The 23,284-nt window shown below is 60.8% G+C and carries 22 protein-coding genes and 1 pseudogene; 10 read left to right on the top strand and 13 right to left on the bottom strand.

The features are described 5' to 3' along the window. Positions 1 to 323, top strand: a pseudogene (locus EJA70_RS27230) (hypothetical protein); the annotation flags it as partial. A 126-nt stretch (positions 324 to 449) separates the two neighbouring features. Here EJA70_RS27230 and EJA70_RS27225 read toward each other — a convergent pair. The 7 genes from EJA70_RS27225 to EJA70_RS27195 form a co-directional block, all read right to left on the bottom strand. Further along, positions 450 to 1,421: a spore coat U domain-containing protein gene (locus EJA70_RS27225; protein ID WP_008082057.1), complete on the bottom strand. Its 972-nt coding sequence runs from the start codon at positions 1,419 to 1,421 to the stop codon at positions 450 to 452. Further along, positions 1,418 to 3,775: a fimbria/pilus outer membrane usher protein gene (locus tag EJA70_RS27220; RefSeq protein ID WP_158835091.1), complete on the bottom strand. Its 2,358-nt coding sequence runs from the start codon at positions 3,773 to 3,775 to the stop codon at positions 1,418 to 1,420. The genes EJA70_RS27225 and EJA70_RS27220 overlap by 4 nt, the downstream gene beginning before the upstream one ends. Before the next feature lie 233 nt (positions 3,776 to 4,008). Further along, the gene (locus tag EJA70_RS27215) at positions 4,009 to 4,782 is read right to left on the bottom strand and encodes a molecular chaperone (protein ID WP_158835088.1); all 774 of its coding nucleotides are present in this window, start codon (positions 4,780 to 4,782) and stop codon (positions 4,009 to 4,011) included. 33 nt (positions 4,783 to 4,815) lie between these two features. Further along, on the bottom strand, positions 4,816 to 5,316 hold the full coding sequence (locus EJA70_RS27210; protein WP_158835071.1) for a spore coat U domain-containing protein: 501 nt from the start codon (positions 5,314 to 5,316) through the stop codon (positions 4,816 to 4,818). A 4-nt stretch (positions 5,317 to 5,320) separates the two neighbouring features. Next, positions 5,321 to 5,857 carry a spore coat protein U domain-containing protein gene (locus EJA70_RS27205; protein WP_158835057.1) on the bottom strand — a complete coding sequence of 179 codons (537 nt, stop codon included), beginning with the start codon at positions 5,855 to 5,857 and terminating at the stop codon, positions 5,321 to 5,323. A 20-nt stretch (positions 5,858 to 5,877) separates the two neighbouring features. Next, positions 5,878 to 6,411 (bottom strand): spore coat U domain-containing protein, encoded by a 534-nt coding sequence (locus EJA70_RS27200; protein WP_158835054.1) that lies wholly within the window; start codon positions 6,409 to 6,411, stop codon positions 5,878 to 5,880. A 104-nt stretch (positions 6,412 to 6,515) separates the two neighbouring features. Further along, positions 6,516 to 7,037 (bottom strand): spore coat U domain-containing protein, encoded by a 522-nt coding sequence (locus tag EJA70_RS27195; protein ID WP_158835051.1) that lies wholly within the window; start codon positions 7,035 to 7,037, stop codon positions 6,516 to 6,518. Between the two features lie 286 nt (positions 7,038 to 7,323). On the opposite strand from EJA70_RS27195, the gene zapE reads away from it, so the two are divergent. Together zapE and EJA70_RS27185 are read left to right on the top strand one after the other, a co-directional pair. After that, positions 7,324 to 8,454, top strand: a complete 1,131-nt coding sequence (gene zapE / locus EJA70_RS27190) for a cell division protein ZapE (RefSeq protein ID WP_158835048.1) — start codon at positions 7,324 to 7,326, stop codon at positions 8,452 to 8,454. A gap of 218 nt (positions 8,455 to 8,672) precedes the next feature. Further along, entirely contained in the window at positions 8,673 to 9,986 is a 1,314-nt protein-coding gene (locus tag EJA70_RS27185; RefSeq protein ID WP_158835045.1) for a leucine-rich repeat-containing protein kinase family protein, read from the top strand. Between the two features lie 127 nt (positions 9,987 to 10,113). On the opposite strand, the gene EJA70_RS27180 is transcribed toward EJA70_RS27185, so the two are convergent. Then, positions 10,114 to 10,818, bottom strand: coding sequence for a YebC/PmpR family DNA-binding transcriptional regulator (locus tag EJA70_RS27180; protein WP_008077979.1), 705 nt, complete (start codon positions 10,816 to 10,818; stop codon positions 10,114 to 10,116). Between the two features lie 221 nt (positions 10,819 to 11,039). Here EJA70_RS27180 and EJA70_RS27175 point away from each other — a divergent pair, with 221 nt between their 5' ends. Next, complete coding sequence (locus tag EJA70_RS27175; RefSeq protein WP_158835042.1) at positions 11,040 to 12,422, top strand: type VI secretion system Vgr family protein; 1,383 nt, start codon at positions 11,040 to 11,042, stop codon at positions 12,420 to 12,422. Between the two features lie 112 nt (positions 12,423 to 12,534). Here EJA70_RS27175 and EJA70_RS27170 read toward each other — a convergent pair whose 3' ends face one another. Continuing rightward, on the bottom strand, positions 12,535 to 13,926 hold the full coding sequence (locus tag EJA70_RS27170) for an FAD-dependent oxidoreductase (RefSeq protein ID WP_158835039.1): 1,392 nt from the start codon (positions 13,924 to 13,926) through the stop codon (positions 12,535 to 12,537). A gap of 73 nt (positions 13,927 to 13,999) precedes the next feature. After that, the gene (locus tag EJA70_RS27165; protein WP_158835038.1) at positions 14,000 to 15,325 is read right to left on the bottom strand and encodes an MFS transporter; all 1,326 of its coding nucleotides are present in this window, start codon (positions 15,323 to 15,325) and stop codon (positions 14,000 to 14,002) included. Positions 15,326 to 15,610: 285 nt separating this feature from the next. Between EJA70_RS27165 and EJA70_RS27160 the strand changes: the two genes are divergently transcribed. Both EJA70_RS27160 and EJA70_RS27155 read left to right on the top strand, forming a co-directional pair. Continuing rightward, positions 15,611 to 16,483 (top strand): LysR family transcriptional regulator, encoded by an 873-nt coding sequence (locus EJA70_RS27160; protein WP_008087873.1) that lies wholly within the window; start codon positions 15,611 to 15,613, stop codon positions 16,481 to 16,483. A gap of 120 nt (positions 16,484 to 16,603) precedes the next feature. Then, positions 16,604 to 17,332: a CatB-related O-acetyltransferase gene (locus tag EJA70_RS27155; RefSeq protein ID WP_178117012.1), complete on the top strand. Its 729-nt coding sequence runs from the start codon at positions 16,604 to 16,606 to the stop codon at positions 17,330 to 17,332. Position 17,333: 1 nt separating this feature from the next. Here EJA70_RS27155 and EJA70_RS27150 read toward each other — a convergent pair whose 3' ends face one another. Then, positions 17,334 to 18,194, bottom strand: coding sequence for a LysR substrate-binding domain-containing protein (locus EJA70_RS27150; RefSeq protein WP_008087877.1), 861 nt, complete (start codon positions 18,192 to 18,194; stop codon positions 17,334 to 17,336). A gap of 112 nt (positions 18,195 to 18,306) precedes the next feature. Between EJA70_RS27150 and EJA70_RS27145 the strand changes: the two genes are divergently transcribed. Continuing rightward, positions 18,307 to 19,416: a 2-aminoethylphosphonate--pyruvate transaminase gene (locus tag EJA70_RS27145; protein WP_158835036.1), complete on the top strand. Its 1,110-nt coding sequence runs from the start codon at positions 18,307 to 18,309 to the stop codon at positions 19,414 to 19,416. Positions 19,417 to 19,568: 152 nt separating this feature from the next. After that, positions 19,569 to 20,396: a phosphonoacetaldehyde hydrolase gene (gene phnX, locus EJA70_RS27140; protein ID WP_158835035.1), complete on the top strand. Its 828-nt coding sequence runs from the start codon at positions 19,569 to 19,571 to the stop codon at positions 20,394 to 20,396. 121 nt (positions 20,397 to 20,517) lie between these two features. On the opposite strand, the gene EJA70_RS27135 is transcribed toward phnX, so the two are convergent. Continuing rightward, a complete protein-coding gene (locus EJA70_RS27135; protein ID WP_158835033.1) occupies positions 20,518 to 20,844 on the bottom strand; it encodes a hypothetical protein in 327 nt (108 codons plus the stop codon). On the opposite strand from EJA70_RS27135, the gene EJA70_RS27130 reads away from it, so the two are divergent. Next, the gene (locus tag EJA70_RS27130; RefSeq protein WP_158835031.1) at positions 20,837 to 21,199 is read left to right on the top strand and encodes a hypothetical protein; all 363 of its coding nucleotides are present in this window, start codon (positions 20,837 to 20,839) and stop codon (positions 21,197 to 21,199) included. The two genes, EJA70_RS27135 and EJA70_RS27130, sit on opposite strands and share 8 nt — an antisense overlap. Positions 21,200 to 21,490: 291 nt before the next feature. After that, on the top strand, positions 21,491 to 22,039 hold the full coding sequence (locus EJA70_RS27125) for a cytochrome b (RefSeq protein WP_158835028.1): 549 nt from the start codon (positions 21,491 to 21,493) through the stop codon (positions 22,037 to 22,039). A 241-nt stretch (positions 22,040 to 22,280) separates the two neighbouring features. On the opposite strand, the gene EJA70_RS27120 is transcribed toward EJA70_RS27125, so the two are convergent. Further along, positions 22,281 to 23,186, bottom strand: coding sequence for a 1-aminocyclopropane-1-carboxylate deaminase/D-cysteine desulfhydrase (locus EJA70_RS27120; protein WP_158835025.1), 906 nt, complete (start codon positions 23,184 to 23,186; stop codon positions 22,281 to 22,283). Between the last annotated feature and the right edge of the window lie 98 nt (positions 23,187 to 23,284).

Raw genomic sequence — 23,284 nt, 5'->3', positions numbered from 1 at the left:
GAAAAAAAAAAATGGCAGTAACGCCGGGATTGAGTGAAGAAGTATTGACCGAAAGAATGTTGCAGGCGGCAGGGGATTGCTCTGGATGGATTGAGGAGATGCGAATCAAGGGGCGCTGGCATCGTTCGGATTTACCGGCGCAAGCCATTGAGCGACTCGGAATGCTGCCGGGTCAGGAGAACGTGCTTTTGCATGTGGTGCTGCGTGATTGTTCGCGTTCTATTACCACCGGCGAGGCGAACGCCTTGTACGCGGATATTCAGGGTGCGATGCATGAAGGCGTGCCGGGGGCGGGGTACAGAATGGATTTGTCGAAGGCTTGAGACTTACCTGTGGGGCTTGCCCGCGATGAGGCCGGCACATTCAACATTTATCTTGCATGATCCACCGCTATCGCGGGCAAGCCCGCTCCCACAGGGATTGTGGTTATCAGGCAATATCGCGAAGGTTCAAAAACCGACATCGAGCACCACATTGTCCAAATAGGTGCCCGCCGGTGGCGTGGTCTGGTCGGTGTAGATTTTCGCGTTGTAGTTGAAGATCTGGCTGCCGGTGCCCTGGCCGTTGCCGGGATTGACCTCGGCATCGGTACTCGCCCGTCGCGCCGCGCCGACGCTGCCCCAGCGCGTGGTGCCGGCGCTTTTGAAAATGTCGTAGGCCAGATAATTGCTCCCGGAAATCATTCGCCGGCGCCCGCCGACGCTGGCCGCGTTTTGCCCGTCGCTCAAGCCCACGGTGTAGGCGCTGCCCTTGGTGCACGCCAGATTGATGGTTTGCCCGGTCACCGGGGTGAAGGCGCTGATCACCGGCGCGCTGCCGAAGGCGATGTTCGGCGCGGTAATCGTGCAATCGTTGGAAACGGTCAGGTTGACCGTCAGCGTCGTGGTGCCGTTATTGATATCGCGCCCGACGCAGATGGCACCGATGCCGATCCCCGAGCAGTAATTCCAGTTCCAGAAGATGCTCAGGGTCTCGGTGTATACGCCGGCGGCAACATTGCTGCCAATGGTTGTCCTCAGGTACAGCGGCACGGTTTTCGGCGTGGTGCCGTTGAGCAGGCCCAAGGCATCGATGATGCCGTTGCGGGCGAAGTCATAAGCGGTGCCACGGGTCAGCGGGTAGCTGGTGCTGTTGTTGGCGTAGAGCGTGTAATTGATGACGTCGCCCGTCGGCCCGACCAGGCCACTTTGAGTCGAGGAGACGGTGCCCCAGAAGTGGTCGCTACTGGTCAGCAACGACAGCAGTGAACCGGTGCAGCTCAACCCGCCATTGAGCGTCGAACTGGGCTGCGAAGTCGTGCGTACGGCGATCGAACTGATCGTGCCGAAGGCCGCCGGCGTTGTACTCACCACCGAACACAGGGCCTGAGCGGCCCCCGGCAGCATCAGCGCCAGCCACAGGCAAAACCGCGCACTGATCATCGGCACACCAACGGGCCAATCAACGGCACCTGGTTCTGGTTCATGTCGACGTTGAATTGCACCTGGCAGGTCTTGCCGTCGGCCAGGGTCACCTGCAATGAGTTCTGCGCCTCAAGGTTTTCCAGATAGACCAGGCCGTCCCAACCGACCACGGTCCGCGTGCCGCTCTGCTCATGCACGACCCCGGCGCCCAGCGGCAACTCGCGTTGCTGGGCGTCGACAAGGACGATGCTCGCCGCGACGATCCGGCTCAGCGGAAACTCCAGCAGATAGCCACTGCCTCGGCGCACGGCAATGCGTTGCTCAACGTTGGGACTGCGCACATTCGGCGGCAGGTTCAGCGGATCAATTTCGTATTTGCCACGGTAATAGGCACTGCTCCACGGCACCAGCAAGTGTCCATTCTTGTCGGTCTGGCCGACCTGCTGGTTTTCGTAGCGCACCGGAATGTCGGCAAAACCATCAGTGCTGACCACCACAAACGCATCATCGATGCGATTGGCGGCGAACACCTGGCGGTCCATCCACACCAGCGAACCACTGGCATCCGCCCACCGGGTTTCAGCGTCCGAGGTGCCGTAGACACCGGCCTGCAATTGCACCGATTGCAAACGCCAGGTGACGTCGGCCTGACGGTAATCGGCGCCATCACCCTTGGCATAACCCAGATTGAAGCCTACCCCGCCCTCGCTCGGCACCGCGCGACTGTAATTGACCCGTTGCTGGCTTTGGCCGGTCTTGCTGCGTTCGCTGCTGATCGCCAGGCTGCCGCGCAGATCGAACGGAATCACCAGTTGCGCCTGCACCGCCCAGTTGCTGTCGCCGATCTCGCGATTGGCCGACAGGTAGAAGCTGCTGTTGCGCCACAGCGGTTTGCTCCAGCTCAGGTTGAGCAGGCGTGTGCGCGAATCGTCGGCTGCGCGGACATCGAAATAACCGGCGCCGAGGCTGCCCCAGCGGTCGAGATTGAGGCTCAGTGTCGCCTGTTCGCTGCGCCGGCTGAGGCTGATATAGGGGCTGTCGACCACGGTCAGGTCGGCGTATTGATCGTGGCGTTGCAGGCGCTGATAGGAAAAGCTGAAACGCTGGTTGCTGTACTGATAACCCAGGCTTAATTGCTGACCGCCCTCGCCGTCGAAACGGCTTTGACTCATGGCGCTGTTGAGTACGCCGAAATTGCCCAGGCGCAGGTTGCCACCGAGGCCGCCGAGGGTCAGTGAGTCGGAGGCTTCGGCATGGCTTTCGAGGGTGAAACTGTCGCTGACGCCATAGCGCAGGCTGCCGGACGTGACGCCCGGCCCATAACTGAAATCCTTCAGGGCATAGTCGCGCCGCAAGCTGCCGGCGGCCACCGAGAAATCGCTCAAGCCCTTTTGCAGCAGACTGCTGGTGACATAGAACGGCACGGTGGTCGAGACCTGCCGACCGAGCGCATCGGTGGTCACCACGACGGCTTCGCCCGCGCCATTGATGAACGGAATGTTGGTCAGGGTGTAGGGGCCCGGCTGCAACTCGGCGCTGCTGGACTTGTAGCCATTGATGAACAGATCCACCGAGGATGGCACCGCCGCTTCACCGGCGAATTGCGGCAACGGGTACGTGACCAGGTCCGGCCGCACCGCGAAGTCCCGCGAGAACTGCACGCCGCCCAAGCGCACCGAACTGCTCCACGGCAAGGCGCCACTGATCACGTCGCCCGCTTCATAGGTGAGCATTCGCTCGTCATCGGAGTAACGCCAGGTGGTGTCGTAACGCAGGTAGCCGTTATTCAGCGTGCTGAGCGAATCACCCGCTAACGTGCGCCGGTATTGCCCGGTATTGGACAGCGTGCCCCAACTGTCAAACACCCGCACTTCGTTCCACGCGGCGAGGTAGGTGCCAGCGTCGTCGGTGTCGTTGAGGTACAGGTCATAGTTGAACAGCGCGCCGAAACTGCTCAGGGCCGGGGTTCGTGGATAGGCCTGGCGATTGCCGATGAACTGCTCCGGCAACCAGTCCGGCGGCACGTCCAGCAGCAGGCGCTGACCGACGCTGTCGTAATCGCTGTGCAGCCCCGGCAGGCTGTCGAGGTCGACTTCGGCGCCGACATTTTCAGGCAGGGCCATCCCGGTTTCACGTAACGCCGTGGTCGGCAGAAACAGGCGTCCGCCGCGTTGCTGCACCGCCACCACGCGCCCGGTGTTCATCTGATTGACCACCAGTTCGAGAAACAACTGAGCATCACTGACGGCCTCCATGCCGCTGGGTGGCGGCGGCAGTTCGCCGGCCTCCAGTGGTGAAATGAGCACCAGGCAACACGCGCCGGTCATGAGCCACAACGGACGCTGAAGACGGCGAGCCAATCCTCGGCTCATACACGTATTACGTCCGTCAATGGACTGAATCCTCCTGATACTGCGGTGGCCGAGCCCGTGTCTATCGGGCCCGACGCAATCTCTGTGGCCAGCGCTTGCTCCCGCCGGGCTGCGCAGTGGCCCCATCCGGTCTATCCAGAGACAGCGCGCAGGCTCGATTTACGACCGCTTGGCGCCTGAGCGGGAGCAAGCTCCCTCGCCACAAAACCTCTACATGAAACCCGGACCGTTGCTTACTTTGCCGGGCTGATGTTTTGCACCTGCGGCGCGCCGTTGACCCGCACCTGCAACGCCGCATCCGCCGCTGGTGCCGGCGCCGGCCAGCGCATCACCGCGCCCGGCAGCACATAACCCAGCAGCCCTTCCGCCAGCGGTTTGCTCTGCCCGCCCTGTTTGATCGCGACATCGGTCAATCGCGCATGCACCGCACCTTGATTGCGCACTTCCACATAAGGCTTGCCGTCCACCGCCACGGTGCGCCAGCTCAATTGCGGCAGGCCAATGCCTTTGGGGTCGCGCGGGCGGGTGCTGTCCTCTTTGCTCCACAGCCCGGCGCCGTAGGCGAACAGCGGCACCGAATAACGCATCTGGAAGCGGATCGCAGCAGCTGTCTTGCCGCCGTCTGCCGAGGGCGGTTGCGCCGAGGGGATTTCGTCGATGATGATCCGGTAGGCCAGTTCCTGCCCCGGCGGCACTTCTTTGGTACGGGTCAGGCGCACCAGCTGCTTCTGCCCCGGCTCGATCTTCGCCACCGGCGGGCTGCCGATCACGTCACGTTGATTCTGGTATTGCTCCTCGAAACCGCTCTGGCTCCAGCCGAACACGCGGATCTGCAGATTGGCGGTCTCGTTGCCGCGGTTCTCCAGCCACAACGCGCTGGCCTGTTGATCGGCCTCCAGCACCGGATCGATCGGCCAGATCAGCACCGAACTGGCAGCGTGCGCATAGCCTGCCCCGAGGACGAGCAGCGCAAAAAACGCACGCCCAATGAATGTAACTGCCCCCATACACCTGCTCCTCGTCAGCCATTCAAACGGCGCTTACCACGACAGCTGCACCTGCAGCACGTCGCTGTACGTCCCCCCGGGCTGGTTGCCCGGCAATTGCACCTGACCGTAAATCGGCAGGCTGATGTTGTTCGCATCGCTGTAGGCCACCGCCACACTCTGACCGATGCCCAGGCTCTGGCTGTATGCCGCATCGCGAAACAGCGCATACGCCACCCGCGCCGTGCCACTGTTGACCTGCATGTGCCGGCCACTGCTGTTGTACTGGCCGCCATCGACGCTCATGTTCAACGTCACCCCCGGCGTGCATTGCAGCTGCACCCCGCCCGTCAGCGCGACCTGCACCGTGCCGGTGGCCAAGGCTGAGCGCGAGCCGAAATTCAGCCCGCCATAGTTGGACACCCCGCCCACCACCAGACATCCAGCGGTGACTGTGGCGCTGACCTGAAAGCTCTGGCTCGTCGCCGCGTCCAGCGTCAGCGGCGCACTGCCCGCACAGAGCAGGAGCAGCGCGGCGCATCCCTGCCGGCGCATGGCATCAGAACGTCAGTTCGACAGCGACGGTGTCGGTGTAGGTACCCGCCGGCAGACCGGCCTTGCCCACCGCCTGACCGTAGATGTTCACCGTTTGCGCGACACCGCTGCTGGCGGCGAGGTTGATCGTGCCGTCAATCGCCAGCAGCTGCGAGTGCCCGGCGTCGGTGTACAAGTCGTACGGCACATAGTTGGCGACGCCGTCGTACAACGCCCGCGTACCGCCCGGTGATTTGCCGTCGTTGGCCCCGGCGCGCACCTTGACCGTCGGCGTGGTGCCGCTCGAACACAGGATCGACAGCGCCCCGCCACCGCCGCCCAGCACTTGCCCGGTGGCCGTGGTGAACAGGCTATTGGCGGTGCCGAAGTTCAATGCACCGAAGTTCAGCCCGGTGGAGCCGCCAGCGCCGTTGACCTGGCAGCTGCTGATCAGGATCAGGCTGGAGGTGATCTGGCCGGTGACCGTGGTGGCGGCATTGGCACTGGAAACCAGCGTCAGGCCGAGCAGCGACAAACCTATCCTTGATGCAAACGTACGCATGGTGTCCGTCCTCTACGGGGTTACCAGTCGAGCGTCACCGTCAGGGTGTCGGTATAGACCCCTGCCGGTACCGCGCGGGTATTCGCCACCACCGAGCCAAATACCGGAATGGGTATCTGCGCACCGCTGGTAACAGCGAAATTGTGTTGCTGGCCGATGCTGTAGCTCCGGGCACCGGAGGGATCGACGAACAGCTGATAGGGAATGGTCTGGCGGCCGTTACTCAGGCGCCGGGTATTGCCGTCACCGTGGGTGCCGCCGTCGATGGTGACGGTGAAACCGGTGACCGAAGGGTTGCAGGCAACATTGAGTTTGCCGCTGCTGTCGCCATCGAGGCTGGCCTTGATCGGCGCGTTCCAGGTGGGGCCCTGAAGACCGAAATCGAGGGTGCCCAGCTCACCGACCGGGCTGGACGGGTTGCTGCTATTGGTCACTTCGCAGCCGGCAATCAGGGTCAGCCGCGCATGAATCTGCCCGCTGACCGCTGCCTGCGCAGCGTCCGCGAGTAATGCCAGCGTACCTGCCGCCATGACCATCCAGTACTTGCCTGTCATGCGCCCGTCCCTACTCCTTCAGGTGACTCCAACCCCTGCGTTCATCATTGAACGCCATTGCTGCACAACCCGAATCCTCAGGGTTGCCCGTTAAAATGCGCTGATCACCAAGTGACGGTGACCTTGATCAGATCCGAATAGCGGCTGACCCGTGGCACCTGCGCCAGACGCTCGATCCGCGCGTACAGCGGCAATTCCACCGTGCCAGTGTCCGGCACTCGACCGCTGACCGGTACATCCACCACCAGCGGAATCCGCCGCGCGGCGTCCTGATACAGGCGGTACGGAATCGGCTGGCTGTCCGCCCCGCCGAGCATGTAGCGAACCTCACCGACACCGCCATGCAGACCGCCATCGACGCGCATTTGATACGGCGTGTCCGGGTTGCACTCCAGCCGTGGCAGGCGTTGATTGGTCAACGCCGCGCCCAGCAGCCCGGCCGGATCATCGAGGCGCGCGGTGCTGCCGAAATCCAGCACACCGAGTTGCTCGATTCCCGCTTCACGTTGCTGGCCGATCAACTGGCAGCCACGTTGCACATCGACGCGCACTTCGACTTGAAGATCCGCCGCGTAGACCGGTGCGCCCAGCACCCCCAGCAGGCCCATGACCACCCGTGCATTCACTGCTCCATTCCTTGTCAGCGATCGCTTGCGTTGTCGTTACTGTGTTTCAGGTTAGCAACACACGGCGATTGCGCCAGTCGATTGGATCCATGCAACCGGCGGGATATGTTTCGAAAGGTTGACCACACCGCGCAATGGCCACTGCCAATAGCTATACAACCGGCAAAATACTGTTCAGTGATCGCCCACTCCCGTGCAGAGCTGCTGGAAGCATTACTTTGCGTCTGGTTACACTAGGCCGCCGCGCTCCGTGGAGCCGGTTCGACCAATACGGAGTCAGCCCAGCGTGCCCGCCCGACCGCCAAAATCCACTCGACTGAAGCAACGCTGGTCGACGTTGCGCCGCCTGTTCGGCCGAAACATGCACGCCAGCGCCGGGCATGACGCCAGCGCCGAGTCGATCCGCGATTACTTTCGGCACAAGGCACACAATCAGGGCTATACCCTCAGCCACAGCCAGCAACAGGTGATCGATTGCATGGCGCAGCAGGCCAGCCTGCTGTTCGGTGCCACGGCGCGCACGCCGCCGAGTCTTTACCTGTACGGCGCGGTCGGGCGCGGCAAGAGCTGGCTGCTCGACGGTTTTTTCCAGGCATTGCCGATCACCGAGAAACGCCGTCTGCACTTCCATCAATTCTTCGCGCAATTGCATCAGGGCATGTTCAGCCATCGCGAGCAGGACGATGCCCTCGCCACCACGCTCGATGAATTGCTGGCGGACTGTCGGGTGCTGTGTTTCGACGAATTTCATGTGCATGACATCGGCGATGCGATGCTCATCACCCGGCTGTTCAAGGCACTGTTCCAGCGCGGCATTCTGTTGTTGGTGACCTCCAACTATCCGCCCGAAGGTTTACTGCCCAATCCGCTCTATCACGCGCGTTTCAAACCGGTGATCGAGCTGATCAATACGCGCATGCAGGTGATGGAAGTCGGCGGCCCGCATGATTACCGCAGTCTCGCGCGCAACCATGAACACCAGGTTTTTACCCACGGCCATTATGTGTGGCCGGGCACAGCGGCCCAGCGCCAGGCTCTGGATCTGCCGACGCAAGATGCGCCACCGCTGTCGCTGGCCGTCGGTACCCGGCAGTTTCGCGCACGTTTGAGTGAAGGCCGACGCGTGGCGTTTACGTTCGCTGATCTGTGTGAGCAGCCGACCGCAGTGATGGACTATCTGCAGTTGTGCCGGCGTTTCGACCACTGGGTGATTGACGATTTACCGCTGCTGGGCGACTGCTCGATTGCCGCGCAACAACGCTTCATCAACCTGATTGACGTGCTCTACGACCAGGACAAACACCTGACACTGATCGGTCGACAGTCGCTGTGCGAAAGCCTTGGCGGCGATGCGATCGACCTGGGGCGCACGCGTAGCCGGTTAGGACAGCTACAGGTTATCCACGACCCCGCCTGACACCCCAAAACCCTGTGGGAGCTGGCTTGCCAGCGATGGCGGACTTACATTCAACATCTATTTCGATTGAAAGGGCCTCATCGCGGGCAAGCCCGCTCCCACAGGGTGTGGGGTGTCTACTGGATCTGAGCAGCCTCAAATCAAGGCTTTGCCGTTATCATGGCGCCCATTCCCCAGCGCCTCGCGCCACTGGCCTTTTTCAAAAAGTGAACACCTACATGCACACCCTTGCTCAATTACGCGCCGGCGAGTTGTCGGGCATCACGCGACTGGATCTGTCTTGCGGGCTGACCGAGTTTCCGCGCGAGATTTTCGAGCTGGCCGACACCCTCGAAATCCTCAACCTCAGCGGCAATAAACTCAGCAGCCTGCCGGATGATCTGCATCGCCTGACCCGCCTGCGCGTGCTGTTTTGCTCGGACAATCCTTTCACCGCACTGCCCGCCTGCCTCGGCCAATGTGCGGCGCTGACGATGGTCGGCTTCAAGGCCAATCGCATCGTCGAAGTCCCCGGCGCCGCGCTGCCACCGCTGCTGCGCTGGTTGATCCTGACCGACAACTGCATCGAAACCCTGCCGACTGAATTGGGCGAGCGCCCTTATCTGCAAAAACTCATGCTCTCGGGCAATCGTCTGCAAGCGCTGCCTGAATCGCTGCGCAACTGCCATCGATTGGAGCTGCTGCGCATCTCGGTCAACCAGTTAAGTGAACTGCCGCAGTGGCTGCTGAGCTTGCCGAGCCTGACATGGCTGGCCTACGCCGGTAATCCGCTGGAAACCGAAGCCGATGCCGCCGCACTGGAAGCCACGCCGCTGATTGATTGGTCGGCATTGCGCCTGGAGCAGAAACTCGGCGAAGGCGCCTCCGGGGTGATTTCCCGGGCGAACTGGCAGCAAGCCGATGGCTCGCTGAAACCGGTCGCGGTGAAGTTGTACAAAGGTGAAATGACCAGCGACGGCTCACCGTTGCACGAGATGAACGCGTGCATTACCGCTGGCTTGCACCCGAACCTGATCCGTGTTGAAGGACGTATCAACGGTCACCCCGAGGGTCAGCAAGGGCTGGTGATGCAACTGATTGACCTGAGTTTTCACAACCTCGCCGGATTGCCAAGCCTGGCCTCGTGCTCGCGGGATGTTTATGCCGATGACCTGCGCTTCACGGCCGAGGTTGCCTTACGCGTTGCCAAGGGCATTGCTTCGGCAGCGGAACATCTGCATGAGCAAGGCATTACCCACGGTGACCTGTACGGGCACAACATTTTGTTGAACGACCGGGGCGATTGTCTTCTGGGGGATTTTGGCGGGGCGTCGTTCCATGCCACCACCGATAACGCACAGACACGGGCGCTGCAGCGCATTGAGGTGCGCGCGTTCGGGATCTTGTTGGGGGAATTGCTGGCGCGTATCGATTCGGGGCTGAGTGCCGAACAGCGTTTACTTTGGGAGGAGCTGGAACGGCGTTGCTGCCAGGCGCAGGTGCTGGCGCGACCGGGGTTCAGTGAAGTGTTGCGCGAACTTGAAAATCTGTGACCGCTGCGCGGTCAATCGCGGGCAAGCCCGCTCCCACAGTGTCCGTGTCGTGCACAAAATATGTGAACTGCGCAAAAACCTGTGGGAGCGGGCTTGCCCGCGATGAGCCCATCACTGGCGAAACAAATCAGCCAGCCAGACCGACAAACATATCCTGCACGTCATCATGGTTATCGAGGCCTTCGAGGAACGCCTCGACTTCAGCCATCTGCTCATCGCTCAACCCGGTCACCGGGTTTTTCGGCTGGTAGCCAAGCTTGGCCGACAATACGGTGAAGCCTTGCTCCGGCAACGCTTTCTGCACGGCATCAAGGTCAGTCGGGTCGGTGATGAACAGCGTGGCGCCGTCTTCGCCCGGCTCGAAATCCTGGGCACCGGCTTCGATCGCGGCCATTTCCGGATCGGCGTCCGGGGTGTCCGGCGAGGCTTCGATCATGCCGACATGGTTGAAATCCCACGCGACCGAACCGGAAGCGCCCAGCTGGCCCTTGCGGAACGCGACGCGGATTTCTGCCACGGTGCGGTTGACGTTGTCGGTCACGCACTCGACGATCAGCGGCACCTGGTGCGGGGCGAAACCTTCGTAGGTCACGCGATGGTATTGCACCGCTTCACCCAGCAGACCGGCGCCTTTCTTGATGGCGCGGTCGAGGGTTTCTTTCGGCATCGAGGCTTTCTTGGCCTGTTCAACCACCAGACGCAAGTGTGCGTTGGTGGCGGTATCGGCACCGTTGCGCGCAGCAATGGTGATTTCTTTCACCAGTTTGCCGAAGATTTTGCCCCTGGCGTTGGCTGCCGCTTCTTTGTGTTTAACCTTCCACTGTGCGCCCATTACTCACTCTCTTGATCTGTGGCGCCGAGACATCTATTGGCCGACGCGTGGCGCCAAGTTTATACGGCCTAAAGTCGGCAATCGACCAAAAATATTGATTGGCGAATCGACATCTTCACCACACGTTGTAGGGCGATTCTGAAAAGGCCTCTTGCGATGACTATTCAGCGCTGCGGTTTCGTACCCTCTGCCGTCCGTATTGCCTGACAGAACCTGTGCGAATGCTCAATGACAAGGAAAGTCCGTTCACCCTGACCCTGACCGATGGCGAGTTACGCCTGCCGGTGCTGCGTTTCAGTGGCGAGGAAGCACTGAATCAGCCTTTCCGGTTTGACGTGGAAGTCATTGGCCTGGCGCCGGCGATACCGCCGGACGCGTTGCTGCATCAGCCTGCTTTTCTGCGCATGGGTGAACAGCAAGGCGTTCATGGCGTGATCCATTGCGTCACTTGCGACCATCGGGGTAGCCATCGCGTCGGCTATCGCCTGGTCCTGGTGCCACACTTGCAACGTCTGGCGCAGTCGCCGGTTCGTCGAGTGTTTGTGCAGTCGAGTGTGCCGGCGATCATCGCGCAGCTGCTAGCGGAGCATGACCTGCCGGCCGACAGTTTTCGCATCGAATTGACCGTCGGCCACTATCCACCGCGCGACTTCTGCATCCAGTACGAAGAAAGCGACTTGGCGTTGCTGCAGCGATTGTGCGAAGAAGAAGGCATCCACTATCACTTCGAACACGGTCCTGAGGGGCATGTCGTGGTGTTTGCCGACGACAGTTTGAGCCTGCCACAGACGCTGGTGCTGATTCCGTTCAACACCGACGACGGGGAAACGCCACGGGTAAACAGTCTGTTTCAACGACACGATGCTGCGCCATCAGTGCCTCAGCACGATGTCCGAAACCGTGGACAACAGGCTGGCGGCGAAGACGCTGCCAATCAAACCGTCGCCGCCCCGAGTGTAAGCACGATGTCCGCGCAACAGCGCCATGCCGAACAGCGCAGTCGCCGCCATCTGGAGCGCCAGCGCTGCCAATATCGTTCGATCCATGGCCGCAGCGACAGCCGTCAACTGCGCAGTGGCCATCTGCTGCAGGTGACCCGGCACCCTGTCAGCGGGTTCAACGAACAGTGGTTGATCACTGAACTGCGTCATCACGGGCAACAGCCATCGATTCTTGACCCTACGCCAGTCGAGTACCGCTATCACAACGACTTCAGTGCCCTGCCTTGGTCGACCGACTTTCGTCCGCCGCTCAAGCAAGCCCGACCGCGAATTCCCGGCTATCATCTGGCCCGCGTGCTCGGCCCCACCGGGCTGCCGGCCCGTCTCGATGAGCAGGGGCGGATCAACGTGAGTGTGTGGCCGGCGTCAGCCGTCGGCGACGATCAGGGTATATGGCTGCCGATCGCCTTGACCCACGCCCACGGCCGCCTCGCGGCCCACGAACTGCCCCGCACGGGCAGCGAGGTGTGGGTGAGTTTTCTCGACAGCGATCCGGATCGACCGATTTTGTGTCTGGGTACGCAACGCGATGTGCCACGGCAACAAACACTGCAAACGGGCGAAAACAGCCTGTTGCTCGATTGGCTACTGAACCGCACCTGACCCTCCCTGTAGGAGCTGCCGAAGGCTGCGATCTTTTGATCTTGATTCTAAAAAAACAAAATCAAAAGATCGCAGCCTTCGGCAGCTCCTACAGGGGGGTGTGTCTGGGGTTTCAGGCTTTGTCGGCTTTGCCAGCGGCAGCGGCGAATTTTGCCAGGCGCACGTCCAGATGCCGTGGCCGGTGGCCATGATCTTCGGCGCGTTCCTTGCGGCGGATGGCGTTGCGCACCATCAGCGAGCCGAGGTAACGAATCGGCTCCGGCGGAAAATACCCCAGCGGTCCATTAACAATCGGCGAACGCGTCCACGGATTGTCCAGGCCCTGCACCAGCGACGCCAGAATCTGCCCGCCCATGTGACAAGGCCCTACCCCGCTGCCGGAATAACCAAACCCGTAAAACACATTGCCGCTGCTGCTCATCTGGCCGAAGAACGGCAACCCGGTGACCGAGCGATCTGACGGCCCGTTCCACGTCGCATCGACCTTCACATCACTGAACGCCGGAAAGAAGTCATCGAGGCTGCGCTTGAGCAATCCGGCATACGGCGACGGCTGATCAAACACCGGCAGCATCCGCCCACCAAACGCGAAAGTATTGCCGCCCTTGCCGAGCATGATCCGGCCGTCCGGGGTGTTGTGGTAGTAGTGCACGAAAATCCGTGAATCAAGCACGCTGACGCCGCTGGTCAAACCAATCTCCTGCAACAGATCCGGACGCGGTTCGGTGATCAGCATGTCGCTCGAAACAATCGCCACGCTGCGCTCGAACTGCGCAAAGGCGCGAGCCATCCAGGCATTCATCGCCAGCACCACGCGGTCGGCGACGATGTTGCCCTGCGGCGTCTGCAGACGCGCCGGGCGCCCCTCTTCCAGCCCGGTCATCGCCGTGTTTTCGTGGATTTTCACCCCCAATTGCAGCGCCACTCGGCGCAAGCCACGCACCAGTTTGCCCGGTTGCACGCTGGCGGCGGCCGGCGAGAACCAGCCCTCCAGATGTTTGGCAGAACCGGCCATGCGCTGCACATCGGCGACCGGCCGCTGGGTGAACGAGTTGATGCCGTTACGCTCCAGAGCGGCGATCACTGCATCCGTCGAACCGACCTGCGCGCGGTTGGTCGCGGTGTACAGCGTGCCGTCGAGACGGTAATCGGCATCGACGCCGTACTGTTCACAGAACTCGCCAATGGCGTGGATGCTGCGCTCCGACTCCTTGACCAGACGCACCGCTTCTTCGACGCCAAACAGGCGCTCAAGGGTGAAATATTTCGCCGACCACGACAGCGCACAGCCGCCATTACGGCCACTGGCGCCGGCGCCGCAGATATCGGCTTCGATCAGCAGTACATCGAGTTCAGGGTTCTGCTGCTTGAGCATGATCGCTGTCCACAACCCGGTGTAACCACCGCCGACGATGCACACGTCGGTGCGTACTTCGCCTTGCAGCGACGGGCACGTCGGCGACGTGTCAGCCTGCAAGGCCTGCTCCAGCCAAAACGGTCTCATGGGTTTTCTCCAGTCAGTGGGCCACGTCACAGCCTGCCGCGAATGCCGCAGCAGGCCGCGAGGCAAAGGGGTTTCAGGAACGCAGGGGTTTGATCGTCAACCGGCAATTGGGAATCGAGGCGCGCGGCTCCATCACGCCGACCGGGCGGCTGTTCCAGTGAGGGATCAGCACCAGCGCCGAGAACAGCGCGCAACCGGCGAAGACGATAAACACCGTCACTGAGTCGAAGTAACCCGGCAGCAAACCACCGAGCACCGCGCCGACCGAGCCGCAGCCGTTGACGAAACCGGCCGCCGTGGCGCCGGCCTTGGCTTTGCCGAAGTCGATAGCGGCCGCACCGCTGATCATCGAATCCGGACCGTACAAAGTCAGGCCCATGACAAACAACAGCGCGACCACCAGCAACACGCTGCCGGTGTGCAGCGCGCCCATAAACAGCGCCAGCGTCACGGTCAGCGCCAGCAGGCTCAGCACGCAGGCCGGCATGCGCCGGGCGCCGAACAGTTTGTCCGAGGCCAGACCGATCAAGATCGGCCCGAGCAACCCGGCCAGTTCAAACGAGGTGGGAATGATCGCCGCGCCGACCTTGCCGACACTTGGCATCTGTTCAAACACGATCACCGGGCCCCACAACAGAATCGCGTAACGCGCCGGTTTCAACATGAAATACGCCAGGCCCAGGACCAGCACCGTGCGGTTGCGCAGGATTTCCTTCAATGGTTCCCAGACGCTGAGCTTGCTGTTGGCTTCGATTTCCGCGGCGCTGAGTATCGGCTCTGGATCCACTTCCGGCAGGCCGACGTCCTCCGGTTTGTTGCGCTGGAAGATAAAGAACAACACCGCGACCACGGCGACCACCACCGCACTGGAAATAAACGCCGCGTGCCAACTGCCGACCAGCGTGTACGCCCACCAGCCGGCAAACGGCGAGGCCACCAGACCACCAAACGCGTAGCAGGAACTCCACAAACCCAGCACCCGTCCGCGTTGTTTGGCGGGGAAGAAACTGCCAAGGTTTTTACACAACCCCGACCATCCGGTGGACTGCGCCAAACCTTGTATCAGCATGCACGTAGCGAAGATCGGTAGCGTCGCGTAACTGCCCATCACCAGCGCCGCTGCGGCGGAAATCAGCAAGCCGCCGAGTACTACGACCCGTGGGCCAAAGCGGTCGGCGAGCATGCCCCAGGTGAATTGGCCCACGGCATACGCCGCCAGGTAGATGGCGTCGAGGTTGGCCATGGCCATTTTATCGAGCATGAAGGTGGGGTCTTCGGCGATGCCCAGTTTGGCCACCGAAAAGGCTTTGCGGGTGAAGTAGAACGCGGCGTACGCCAGCCAGGTAATCGCGAAAATCTGCACGCGCCAACGTGCGATGGTGCCGATGTGCTTGTTCATTGTGGTTCTGACCTCAGGGTGTGAGTGTGCCGGCAGAATCGTTAAGCAAAACGCCTGTGTTTTTATTGTTGAGCACTGCGATACCACCCTTCCCTGTGGCGATACCGGTCAGATGAGGCCTGCTGTTGCACGCACAGGCTCATGGCCAATCTTGCTGCTCGACCGAGCAGTCAGCGATGGCGTGAGCCGATCAAAGCAATTACTGTTTAATAAATAAAATCGATTTATCGTATTTCACACATAAGCTCAGCTTGTTACTGAGCCTTCCCCGCACCAGGAGTCGCCATGGCAGTCTCCCACGCCCAACTCAAAGCCTTCCACGCGGTGGCCGTGCATGGAAGCTTCACCAAAGCCGCCGAGCGCCTTTTTCTCACGCAGCCAGCGATATCCGACCAGGTGCGCAAATTGGAGGAGCGTTTCGGTGTCTTGCTGTTTCACCGCAATAAACGTTCCGTGCGCCTGACCGATTTGGGCGAGCGCTTGCTGGCGATCACGCAACGGCTGTTTGTAATTGAAGCCGAAGCGCAGGAATTGCTGCAGGAATCCCAGGCCTTGCAGACCGGCAGCCTGATTCTCGCGGTGGATGCGCCGGTGCACGTGCTGCCGCAGATCGCGCGCTTCTGCGAGCGCTATCCGGGGATCAGCGTGAAGATCGAGACCGGCAACACCGACGAATCGCTGTTTCGCCTGTTCAACTATCAGGCCGATCTGGCGCTGCTCGGGCGTGACGTCAGCGATGAACGCCTGCTCTGTGTTCCGTTGCGTAACGATCCGATGGTCGCGTTTGTGTCGCGCAATCATCCGTGGGCCGAGCGCGAGTCGATCTGCCTGGCGGATCTCGACGACACGCCGCTGGTGCTGCGCGAACACGGTTCGGTAACGCGGCAGACACTGGAAGAGGAAATGGCCCGGGCCGGGTTTCGCATTCGCCCGGCGATTCAGGTCGAGGGGCGTGAAGCGGCGCGTGAAGCCGTGGTGGTGGGGATTGGCGTCGGCGTGGTGTCGGCGGCGGAATTCGGCGCGGACTCGCGGGTGTGTGCGTTGCCGATCATCGACTGCACGCGACGGCTGACGGAAACACTGGTGTGCCTGCGCGAACAGAGTTCGCGGCGAGTAGTGGCGACATTTCTGGAAATGGTGCGCGAAAGTCTGAGCTGATTCGGCATTTTCCGGTTAAGGCGAATCGAGATCGTCGGCTACACTGGCGCCAAGGCACCTGTGACAGGATATTTCTCAGTACCACTCGCTGATAAGCGCCACGGAATCCAAGTACGCATCGTGAAAAAAATAATAAATCTGGTTCGTGATCACCTCTGGAAGAAATGGATTCGCCAGCACGACTGCAAAGTCGCCGGCGGCATGTCTTCGTTGCACAAACGCTCGATCCTGACACTCGAAGAACACGTCAGCATCGGCCATGTCGTGATCGAGTCGAAACGCTTGGCGATCGGCGCGCACACTTACATCCGCAGTGATTGCGTGCTGTCTGCCGTGTCCTCCATCGGTCGCTTCTGCTCGATCAGCACGCGCTGCTTCATCGGCCAGCAAAAGAGTTCGCATCCCACCGACTGGCTGAGCTCACATCCCTTTCAGTACACCGACACGGCCCTGACGTTCGACCCGGTGGTGGCCGACGTGACGATTGGCCACGACGTGTGGATCGGTCACAGCGCGATGATTCTGGAAGGCGTACAGATCGGCACCGGTGCAATTATTGCGACGCGCGCGCTGGTGACCCAGGATGTACCGCCTTACGCGATCGTTGCCGGCACCCCGGCGAAAATCATCAAGTACCGGCATGACCCGCAGACCATCGAAAGGCTGCTCAAGAGTCAGTGGTGGAATCTCGATGTAAAGCTGCTGCAAACGCTGCCGTTGAATAATCCCGACGCCGCGCTGACTCAGCTTGAAGCCATGCAATTGCGCCAAGCGGATTACCCGAGAATCGAAATCAGCCGAACACGTACAGCGACCCTGCCCGCGCAGCCGCAATTGGCAATCGCCTGACTCAGCCCGGTGCCAGGCCGAAAAACGCCTGAATCAAGCGCAACTCCCGGCGCCGTTCCATGCAGCCAATCATGTGGCGGTTGACCAACCCCTCCCCGACGATCGGAATCGCCACCACGCGCGGGTCATGGCTGACTTCCACCGATGACACCACGCCCACGCCCAGCTCCGCGGCCACGGCTTCCGTCACCGCCTCGCGGCTGTCCAGTTCCAGCAACACCCGTGGATGAATAGCAGCCTGCGCGCAGGCGTCGTCAAACGTACGCCGGGTGATCGAGCTCGGCTCACGCAGCACCATGATCACTTGGTCCAGTTCCTTGAGTTTCACCTCACCGCTGCGCGTTGCCCATGGATGCGCGGCCGGCACCAACGCGCAAATTCGTGATTCGCTCAGCGCTTGCAGGTGCAGGCCCTTGCGCGGTTCAACCTCGGTCAGCACGGCCACGTCCGCGTGTTCCGACAACAACGCCGCCAAGGTTTCCTGGGCATTGCCCAAACGCAAATTCACCGTGATGCCCGGGTAGCGTGCGCGCAGGCTGGCGAGCATCGGCATGACCATATGCGGGCCGTCCGCTGCCACTTCCAGCCGACCGGTGAGCAGTTGCCGGTTGGCTTCGAGCATCGCCTGCGCCTCTTCTGCCAGACCAAACATCGCACGGGTGATCGCCGCGAGTTTGGTGCCCTCCTCCGTCAACTCCACCCGTCGCGCGGTACGCCGCAACAGGGTGATCTGGTAGTGCTCCTCCAGGGCCTTGATGTGCCCGGTGACCGCCGGCTGACTGATGAACAACCGCGCAGCGGCGCGGGTGAAGCTGCCTTCGCGGGCCACGGCGTCGAAGGCGCGCAGTTGAAACAGGTTCATGAATAACTCTCACTGATGGCTGGCATAACAACAAACAATTTGATTGATGCAACGGCGAATTGCAACGTATGCCCCGTAGCTTCATCCCACAGCGCTATCCGAGGACACACGAATGAGTATTGCCGAACCCATCCTGCTCACTCCCGGCCCGTTGACCACTTCGGCCCGCACCCGCCAGGCGATGATGGTCGACTGGGGGTCATGGGATGACCGCTTCAATCAACTGACCGCCAGCCTGTGCGAACAATTGCTGGCGATCCTCAACGGCGCCGCCACTCACCATTGCGTGCCGTTACAGGGCAGCGGCACCTTTGCCGTCGAGGCGGCGATCGGCACGTTGGTGCCGCGTGACGGCAAAGTGCTGGTGCTGATCAACGGTGCCTACGGCAAGCGCCTGGCGAAAATCTGCGAAGTACTTGGCCGCTCGTTCAGCACCTTTGAAACCGCTGAAGACGAACCGACCACCGCCGCCGACGTCGATCGTCTGCTGCGCGCCGACGCTGATATCACTCACGTCGCGCTGATTCATTGCGAAACCAGTACCGGGATTCTTAATCCGCTGCCGGAAATCGCCCAGGTTGTTGCGCAACACGGCAAACGCCTGATCATCGACGCCATGAGCTCCTTCGGCGCGCTGCCGGTGGACGCGCAGAAGGTGCCGTTCGACGCGCTGATCGCCGCGTCTGGCAAGTGTCTGGAAGGCGTGCCGGGGATGGGCTTTGTCTTCGCCCGCAAAGAGGCGCTGGCCGCTGCGGCCGGCAACTCGCATTCGCTGGCGATGGACCTGTTCGACCAGCACGCTTACATGCAGAAGACCGGTCAATGGCGCTTCACCCCGCCGACCCACGTGGTCGCGGCGCTGCACGAAGCCCTGCTGCAATACAACGAAGAAGGTGGTTTGCCGGCGCGGCATGCGCGTTACGCCGCCAACTGCCAGGCGCTGATGGAAGAGATGGGCAAGCTGGGTTTGCGCAGCTTTCTGCCGGCAGCGATTCAGGCGCCGATTATTGCCACGTTCCATGCACCGAGCGATCCGCGTTATCAGTTCAAGGATTTCTACGAACGGGTCAAGGCCAAGGGTTACATCCTTTATCCGGGCAAGCTCACTCAAGTCGAAACCTTCCGCGTCGGCTGCATCGGCCACGTCAGCCCGGACGAAATGCGCCAGGCCGTGGCGGCGGTCGGCGAAGTACTGCGCGAGATGGAAGTCCTCGACATCTGAACCGACTCGATCCCTGTGGGAGCGGGCTTGCCCGCGATAGCGGTCTGACATTCAGCACAAATGTCGACTGAAAGGGCCCCATCGCGGGCAAGCCCGCTCCCACAGGATCGCCGAACCTTTTGAATAGCTCGTTCTCCCTAGGAATTGTTGCCATGAACTACGTCAATCCAAGCAAGCTGCAAGCCGCCATCCTCGACTGGGCCGGCACCGTGGTCGATTTCGGCTCTTTCGCGCCGACGCAAATCTTCGTCGAAGCCTTCGCCGAATTCGACGTACAAGTCTCCATCGAAGAAGCCCGTGGCCCGATGGGCATGGGCAAGTGGGACCACATCCGCACCCTCTGCGATCAGCCGCAAGTCGCCGAGCGTTATCGCAAGGTTTTCGGCCGCACGCCGACCGATGATGACGTCACCGCGATCTACAACCGCTTCATGCCGTTGCAGATCGAGAAGATCGCCGAGCACTCGGCGCTGATTCCCGGCGCGCTGGAAACCATCGCCACCCTGCGTCAGCAAGGGATCAAGATCGGTTCCTGCTCCGGCTACCCGAAACAGGTCATGGACAAAGTCGTCGAACTGGCCGCCACCAACGGTTACGTCGCCGACCACGTGGTCGCCACCGACGAAGTGCCGAACGGTCGCCCATGGCCGGCTCAGGCGCTGGCCAACGTGATTGCACTGGGCATCGACGACGTCGGCGCCTGCGTGAAGATCGACGACACCGTGCCGGGCATCCTCGAAGGCCGTCGCGCCGGGATGTGGACGGTCGCGCTGATCTGCTCGGGCAATGCGCTGGGCCTCGATTACGAGGGCTTCCGCGCACTGGGCAGTGATGAACTGGCCACTGAGCGCAAGCGTATCCACGCCCTTTTCGAAGGCTCGCGTCCGCACTACATGATCGACACCATCACTGACCTGCCGGAAGTGATTGCTGACATCAACAAGCGCCTGGCCAAGGGTGAGATGCCGCAAAACGATTAAGGTAGAGTAAAAAAAACCGCCAACTGATAAAAAGTTGGCGGTTTTTTATTGATCACATTAAACACCTGATCGGTTTCAAGCTGTTAAAGCCGAACAGTCTTTCAAATCAAAACAGTAACATTCAATCAACAACAAGATTGCCATCTGCATCATATTTCAATCCATCGGGATAACGAATCGAACCATCCGCTAGTTGCTCGGTGCCGTCAGCCCAGACGATACGACCATCTCGATATTCCACGGTGTCATCCGGCCAAACGATGCGGCCATCAGGATGCTCGACCCGGCCGTCAGCATGCTGAATGATCCCGTCGGGGCGGGTAACTTTGGTTTTTCCGGCATCGACGATGCTGCCATCGCTCAGTGTGGTCGATCCATCCGGCTGGCGAATACTGCCGAGGGCGCTGATCAGGTTAATCAGCGCCACCGGATCAATGTTGATGTTCAAGGTAGGCCACGGCATTGGCGGACGGGCATTCACGGGTGGTTTGGTGCCCGGTGGCGCTGGCTTGACCGGTGGTTTGGTGCCAGGCGCCCCCGGAGTGACAGGTGGCTTCACGGGTGGTTTGACCGGCGGCTTCACAGGCGGTTTGACCGGTCCAGGTTTGACTGGCGGCTTGACTGGCGGCTTGGCCGGAACCACGGGTGGCTTGACCGGAGGTGTGGTGGGTCGGGTTACTGGCGGTTTGCTGCCCACGGGCTTCGGTCGAGATATCGGTGGCTTTGCCATCGCTTTTTTTACAATGTTTTTACTATGTTTGCGATTCAGAAGAATACAAAAAGTCATCTTTAAGTCCTTTTAAGTAAGTTATCAACAGCATCACTTATTAAATCAAGCGATTTGAAAGCAACAACTGCCCGCAACATTATCGGATCAAACAACGCCAATCAAACTCTCTACAGATTCAAGATATAAACAACAACCGGTTACACCCGCAGCACTAAAGTCCGCAAACCGCAAACACTAATAACTTTGTAAAAACAGCACATTAAAACTTCTGTTTCGTTCAGCAGAAATGCCCAGGGGGGTTTACAGTTAAGGCGTGCCGTCAGAGAAACGGTGCGATGAAACCCTGAACCGAGAGGAACACTGTATGCCGTGGACAAGTTCCGAATCGCGTTACAGCACCGTGTCGGTCATGCTGCATTGGCTGATGTTGGTGCTGCTGGTGCTGGTGTACGCCAGCATGGAATTGCGCGGCCTCTTCCCCAAAGGCAGCGGCGGGCGCACGCTGATCCGTGAAGTGCATTACATGCTGGGCCTGACCGTATTCGTGCTGGTGTGGTTTCGCCTGCTCGCGCGCAGCCTCGGCCCGGCACCGAAGATCTTCCCCGCCTCGCCACAATGGCAAACCGTATTGGCGCGGCTGATGCACTGGGCGTTGTACCTGTTCATGATCAGCATGCCGATACTTGGCTGGCTGATCACCAGCGCCGAGGGGCATCAGGTGATGTTCTATGGTTTTGATCTGCCGTTGCTGGTCGCGGAAAACAAAGACTTCGCCAAACAGATTGAGTACTGGCATGTGCTGATCGCCACGATCGGTTACTGGCTGATCGGTCTGCATGCGCTGGCAGGGATCTATCACCATTATGTGGTGAGGGATAACACGTTGCTACGGATGATGCCGAAGCGCGGGTAAACCTGCCGGGATCTATCTGGGGCAATGCAGACCATTGTGCCTGGCAATGGAATCTATCTGGGGCAATGCAAACCATTGTGGCGAGGGGATTTATCCCCGTTGGGCTGCGAAGCAGCCCCAAAACCTCAAAACGCGGTGTGTCAGGCTGAACAGTGTGGGCTGAATTGGGGCTGCTTCGCAGCCCAGCGGGGATAAATCCCCTCGCCACAATAGATCTCCATATGACAGAAACAGGGTGCGGTCAGGGATAGGTGCTGAATCCGCGTCTGCCCTGCAGACCGCCAGTGTGGACGAAGACCAGTCGCGTGCCGCTGGCAAATCTGCCTGCCTCTATCTGTTCCTTGAGGGCCAGCAACGCTTTGCCGGTATAAAGCGGTTCCAAGGGCACACCGCTGGCCTGTTCGGTCTGTTCAATAAACGCCAGCAACCCCGAATCAACCTTGGCAAAACCACCACGGCTGGCCTCAATCAACGCATACCCCGCATTGGCCATCCCGGCTTCGCGCAAAATCGCCTCGACCTGGGGTGCCACACCATGATCTTCCGGCACCGCCAGCGCGCCGAACACCGGATGCGCCCCCGCCTCCGCCAGCACCAACCCGGCCAATGTCGTGCCGGTGCCGCACGCCAGCCACCAGGCGTGATAATTGCGCCAGCCCAACGCGCTCAACTGCGCATCAACCTGCGCCTTCAGCGCAACACAACCGAGCGCACCACTCAAACCACCGCCGCCCTCGGGCACCGCGTGTAGCGATGGATATTGCGCCAGCCAAGGTTCCCAGAACCCGGGCTCGTGCCGCGCCCGATAGCCGCCGTAACCCAGCCAGTGCAGTTGCATGCCAAACGCCTGCAGATCCTGCACCGTCGGCGTTTCCTGCGCATGCCCGCGCAACAGCCCCACGGTTTTAAACCCCAGCCGTTTCCCCGCCGCTGCCAACGCATGCAGATGATTGGAGTGCGCACCGCCGAGGCTGATGATGCCTTCGGCCCCGTTGCGCTCGGCGGCCTTGAGATGTTCGACGAGTTTGAACCACTTGTTGCCGCTGATCAGCGGGTCGATCTGGTCGAGACGCAGGATGGCCACTTCAATACCGGCGGCGCTCAGCCAGTCCAGATGAAGGTGTTCGAGGGGGGCTTGGGGAAACATGGGCACTGCGTAATCTGAAAAAAACACATACTAGTAGGAGCTGCCGCAGGCTGCGATCTTTTGATCTTGTCTTTTAAAAACAGAATCAAAAGATCGCA

Source organism: Pseudomonas sp. PB103, from assembly GCF_009764635.1.
Taxonomy (GTDB): domain Bacteria; phylum Pseudomonadota; class Gammaproteobacteria; order Pseudomonadales; family Pseudomonadaceae; genus Aquipseudomonas.
The sequence above is the reverse complement of the archived record's forward strand: the minus strand, read 5'-3'. Positions and strand labels throughout refer to the sequence as shown.

Bases quoted from the DNA above. Each gene is read 5' to 3' on its own strand.
- EJA70_RS27225 (WP_008082057.1), bottom strand. From the start codon at position 1,421: ATGATCAGTGCGCGGTTTTGCCTGTGGCTGGCGCTGATGCTGCCGGGG.
- EJA70_RS27220 (WP_158835091.1), bottom strand. From the start codon at position 3,775: ATGAGCCGAGGATTGGCTCGCCGTCTTCAGCGTCCGTTGTGGCTCATG.
- EJA70_RS27215 (WP_158835088.1), bottom strand. From the start codon at position 4,782: ATGGGGGCAGTTACATTCATTGGGCGTGCGTTTTTTGCGCTGCTCGTC.
- EJA70_RS27210 (WP_158835071.1), bottom strand. From the start codon at position 5,316: ATGCGCCGGCAGGGATGCGCCGCGCTGCTCCTGCTCTGTGCGGGCAGT.
- EJA70_RS27205 (WP_158835057.1), bottom strand. From the start codon at position 5,857: ATGCGTACGTTTGCATCAAGGATAGGTTTGTCGCTGCTCGGCCTGACG.
- EJA70_RS27200 (WP_158835054.1), bottom strand. From the start codon at position 6,411: ATGACAGGCAAGTACTGGATGGTCATGGCGGCAGGTACGCTGGCATTA.
- EJA70_RS27185 (WP_158835045.1), top strand. From the start codon at position 8,673: ATGCACACCCTTGCTCAATTACGCGCCGGCGAGTTGTCGGGCATCACG.
- EJA70_RS27180 (WP_008077979.1), bottom strand. From the start codon at position 10,818: ATGGGCGCACAGTGGAAGGTTAAACACAAAGAAGCGGCAGCCAACGCC.
- EJA70_RS27175 (WP_158835042.1), top strand. From the start codon at position 11,040: ATGCTCAATGACAAGGAAAGTCCGTTCACCCTGACCCTGACCGATGGC.
- EJA70_RS27170 (WP_158835039.1), bottom strand. From the start codon at position 13,926: ATGAGACCGTTTTGGCTGGAGCAGGCCTTGCAGGCTGACACGTCGCCG.
- EJA70_RS27165 (WP_158835038.1), bottom strand. From the start codon at position 15,325: ATGAACAAGCACATCGGCACCATCGCACGTTGGCGCGTGCAGATTTTC.
- EJA70_RS27160 (WP_008087873.1), top strand. From the start codon at position 15,611: ATGGCAGTCTCCCACGCCCAACTCAAAGCCTTCCACGCGGTGGCCGTG.
- EJA70_RS27150 (WP_008087877.1), bottom strand. From the start codon at position 18,194: ATGAACCTGTTTCAACTGCGCGCCTTCGACGCCGTGGCCCGCGAAGGC.
- EJA70_RS27145 (WP_158835036.1), top strand. From the start codon at position 18,307: ATGAGTATTGCCGAACCCATCCTGCTCACTCCCGGCCCGTTGACCACT.
- phnX (WP_158835035.1), top strand. From the start codon at position 19,569: ATGAACTACGTCAATCCAAGCAAGCTGCAAGCCGCCATCCTCGACTGG.
- EJA70_RS27130 (WP_158835031.1), top strand. From the start codon at position 20,837: ATGTTCAAGGTAGGCCACGGCATTGGCGGACGGGCATTCACGGGTGGT.
- EJA70_RS27125 (WP_158835028.1), top strand. From the start codon at position 21,491: ATGCCGTGGACAAGTTCCGAATCGCGTTACAGCACCGTGTCGGTCATG.
- EJA70_RS27120 (WP_158835025.1), bottom strand. From the start codon at position 23,186: ATGTTTCCCCAAGCCCCCCTCGAACACCTTCATCTGGACTGGCTGAGC.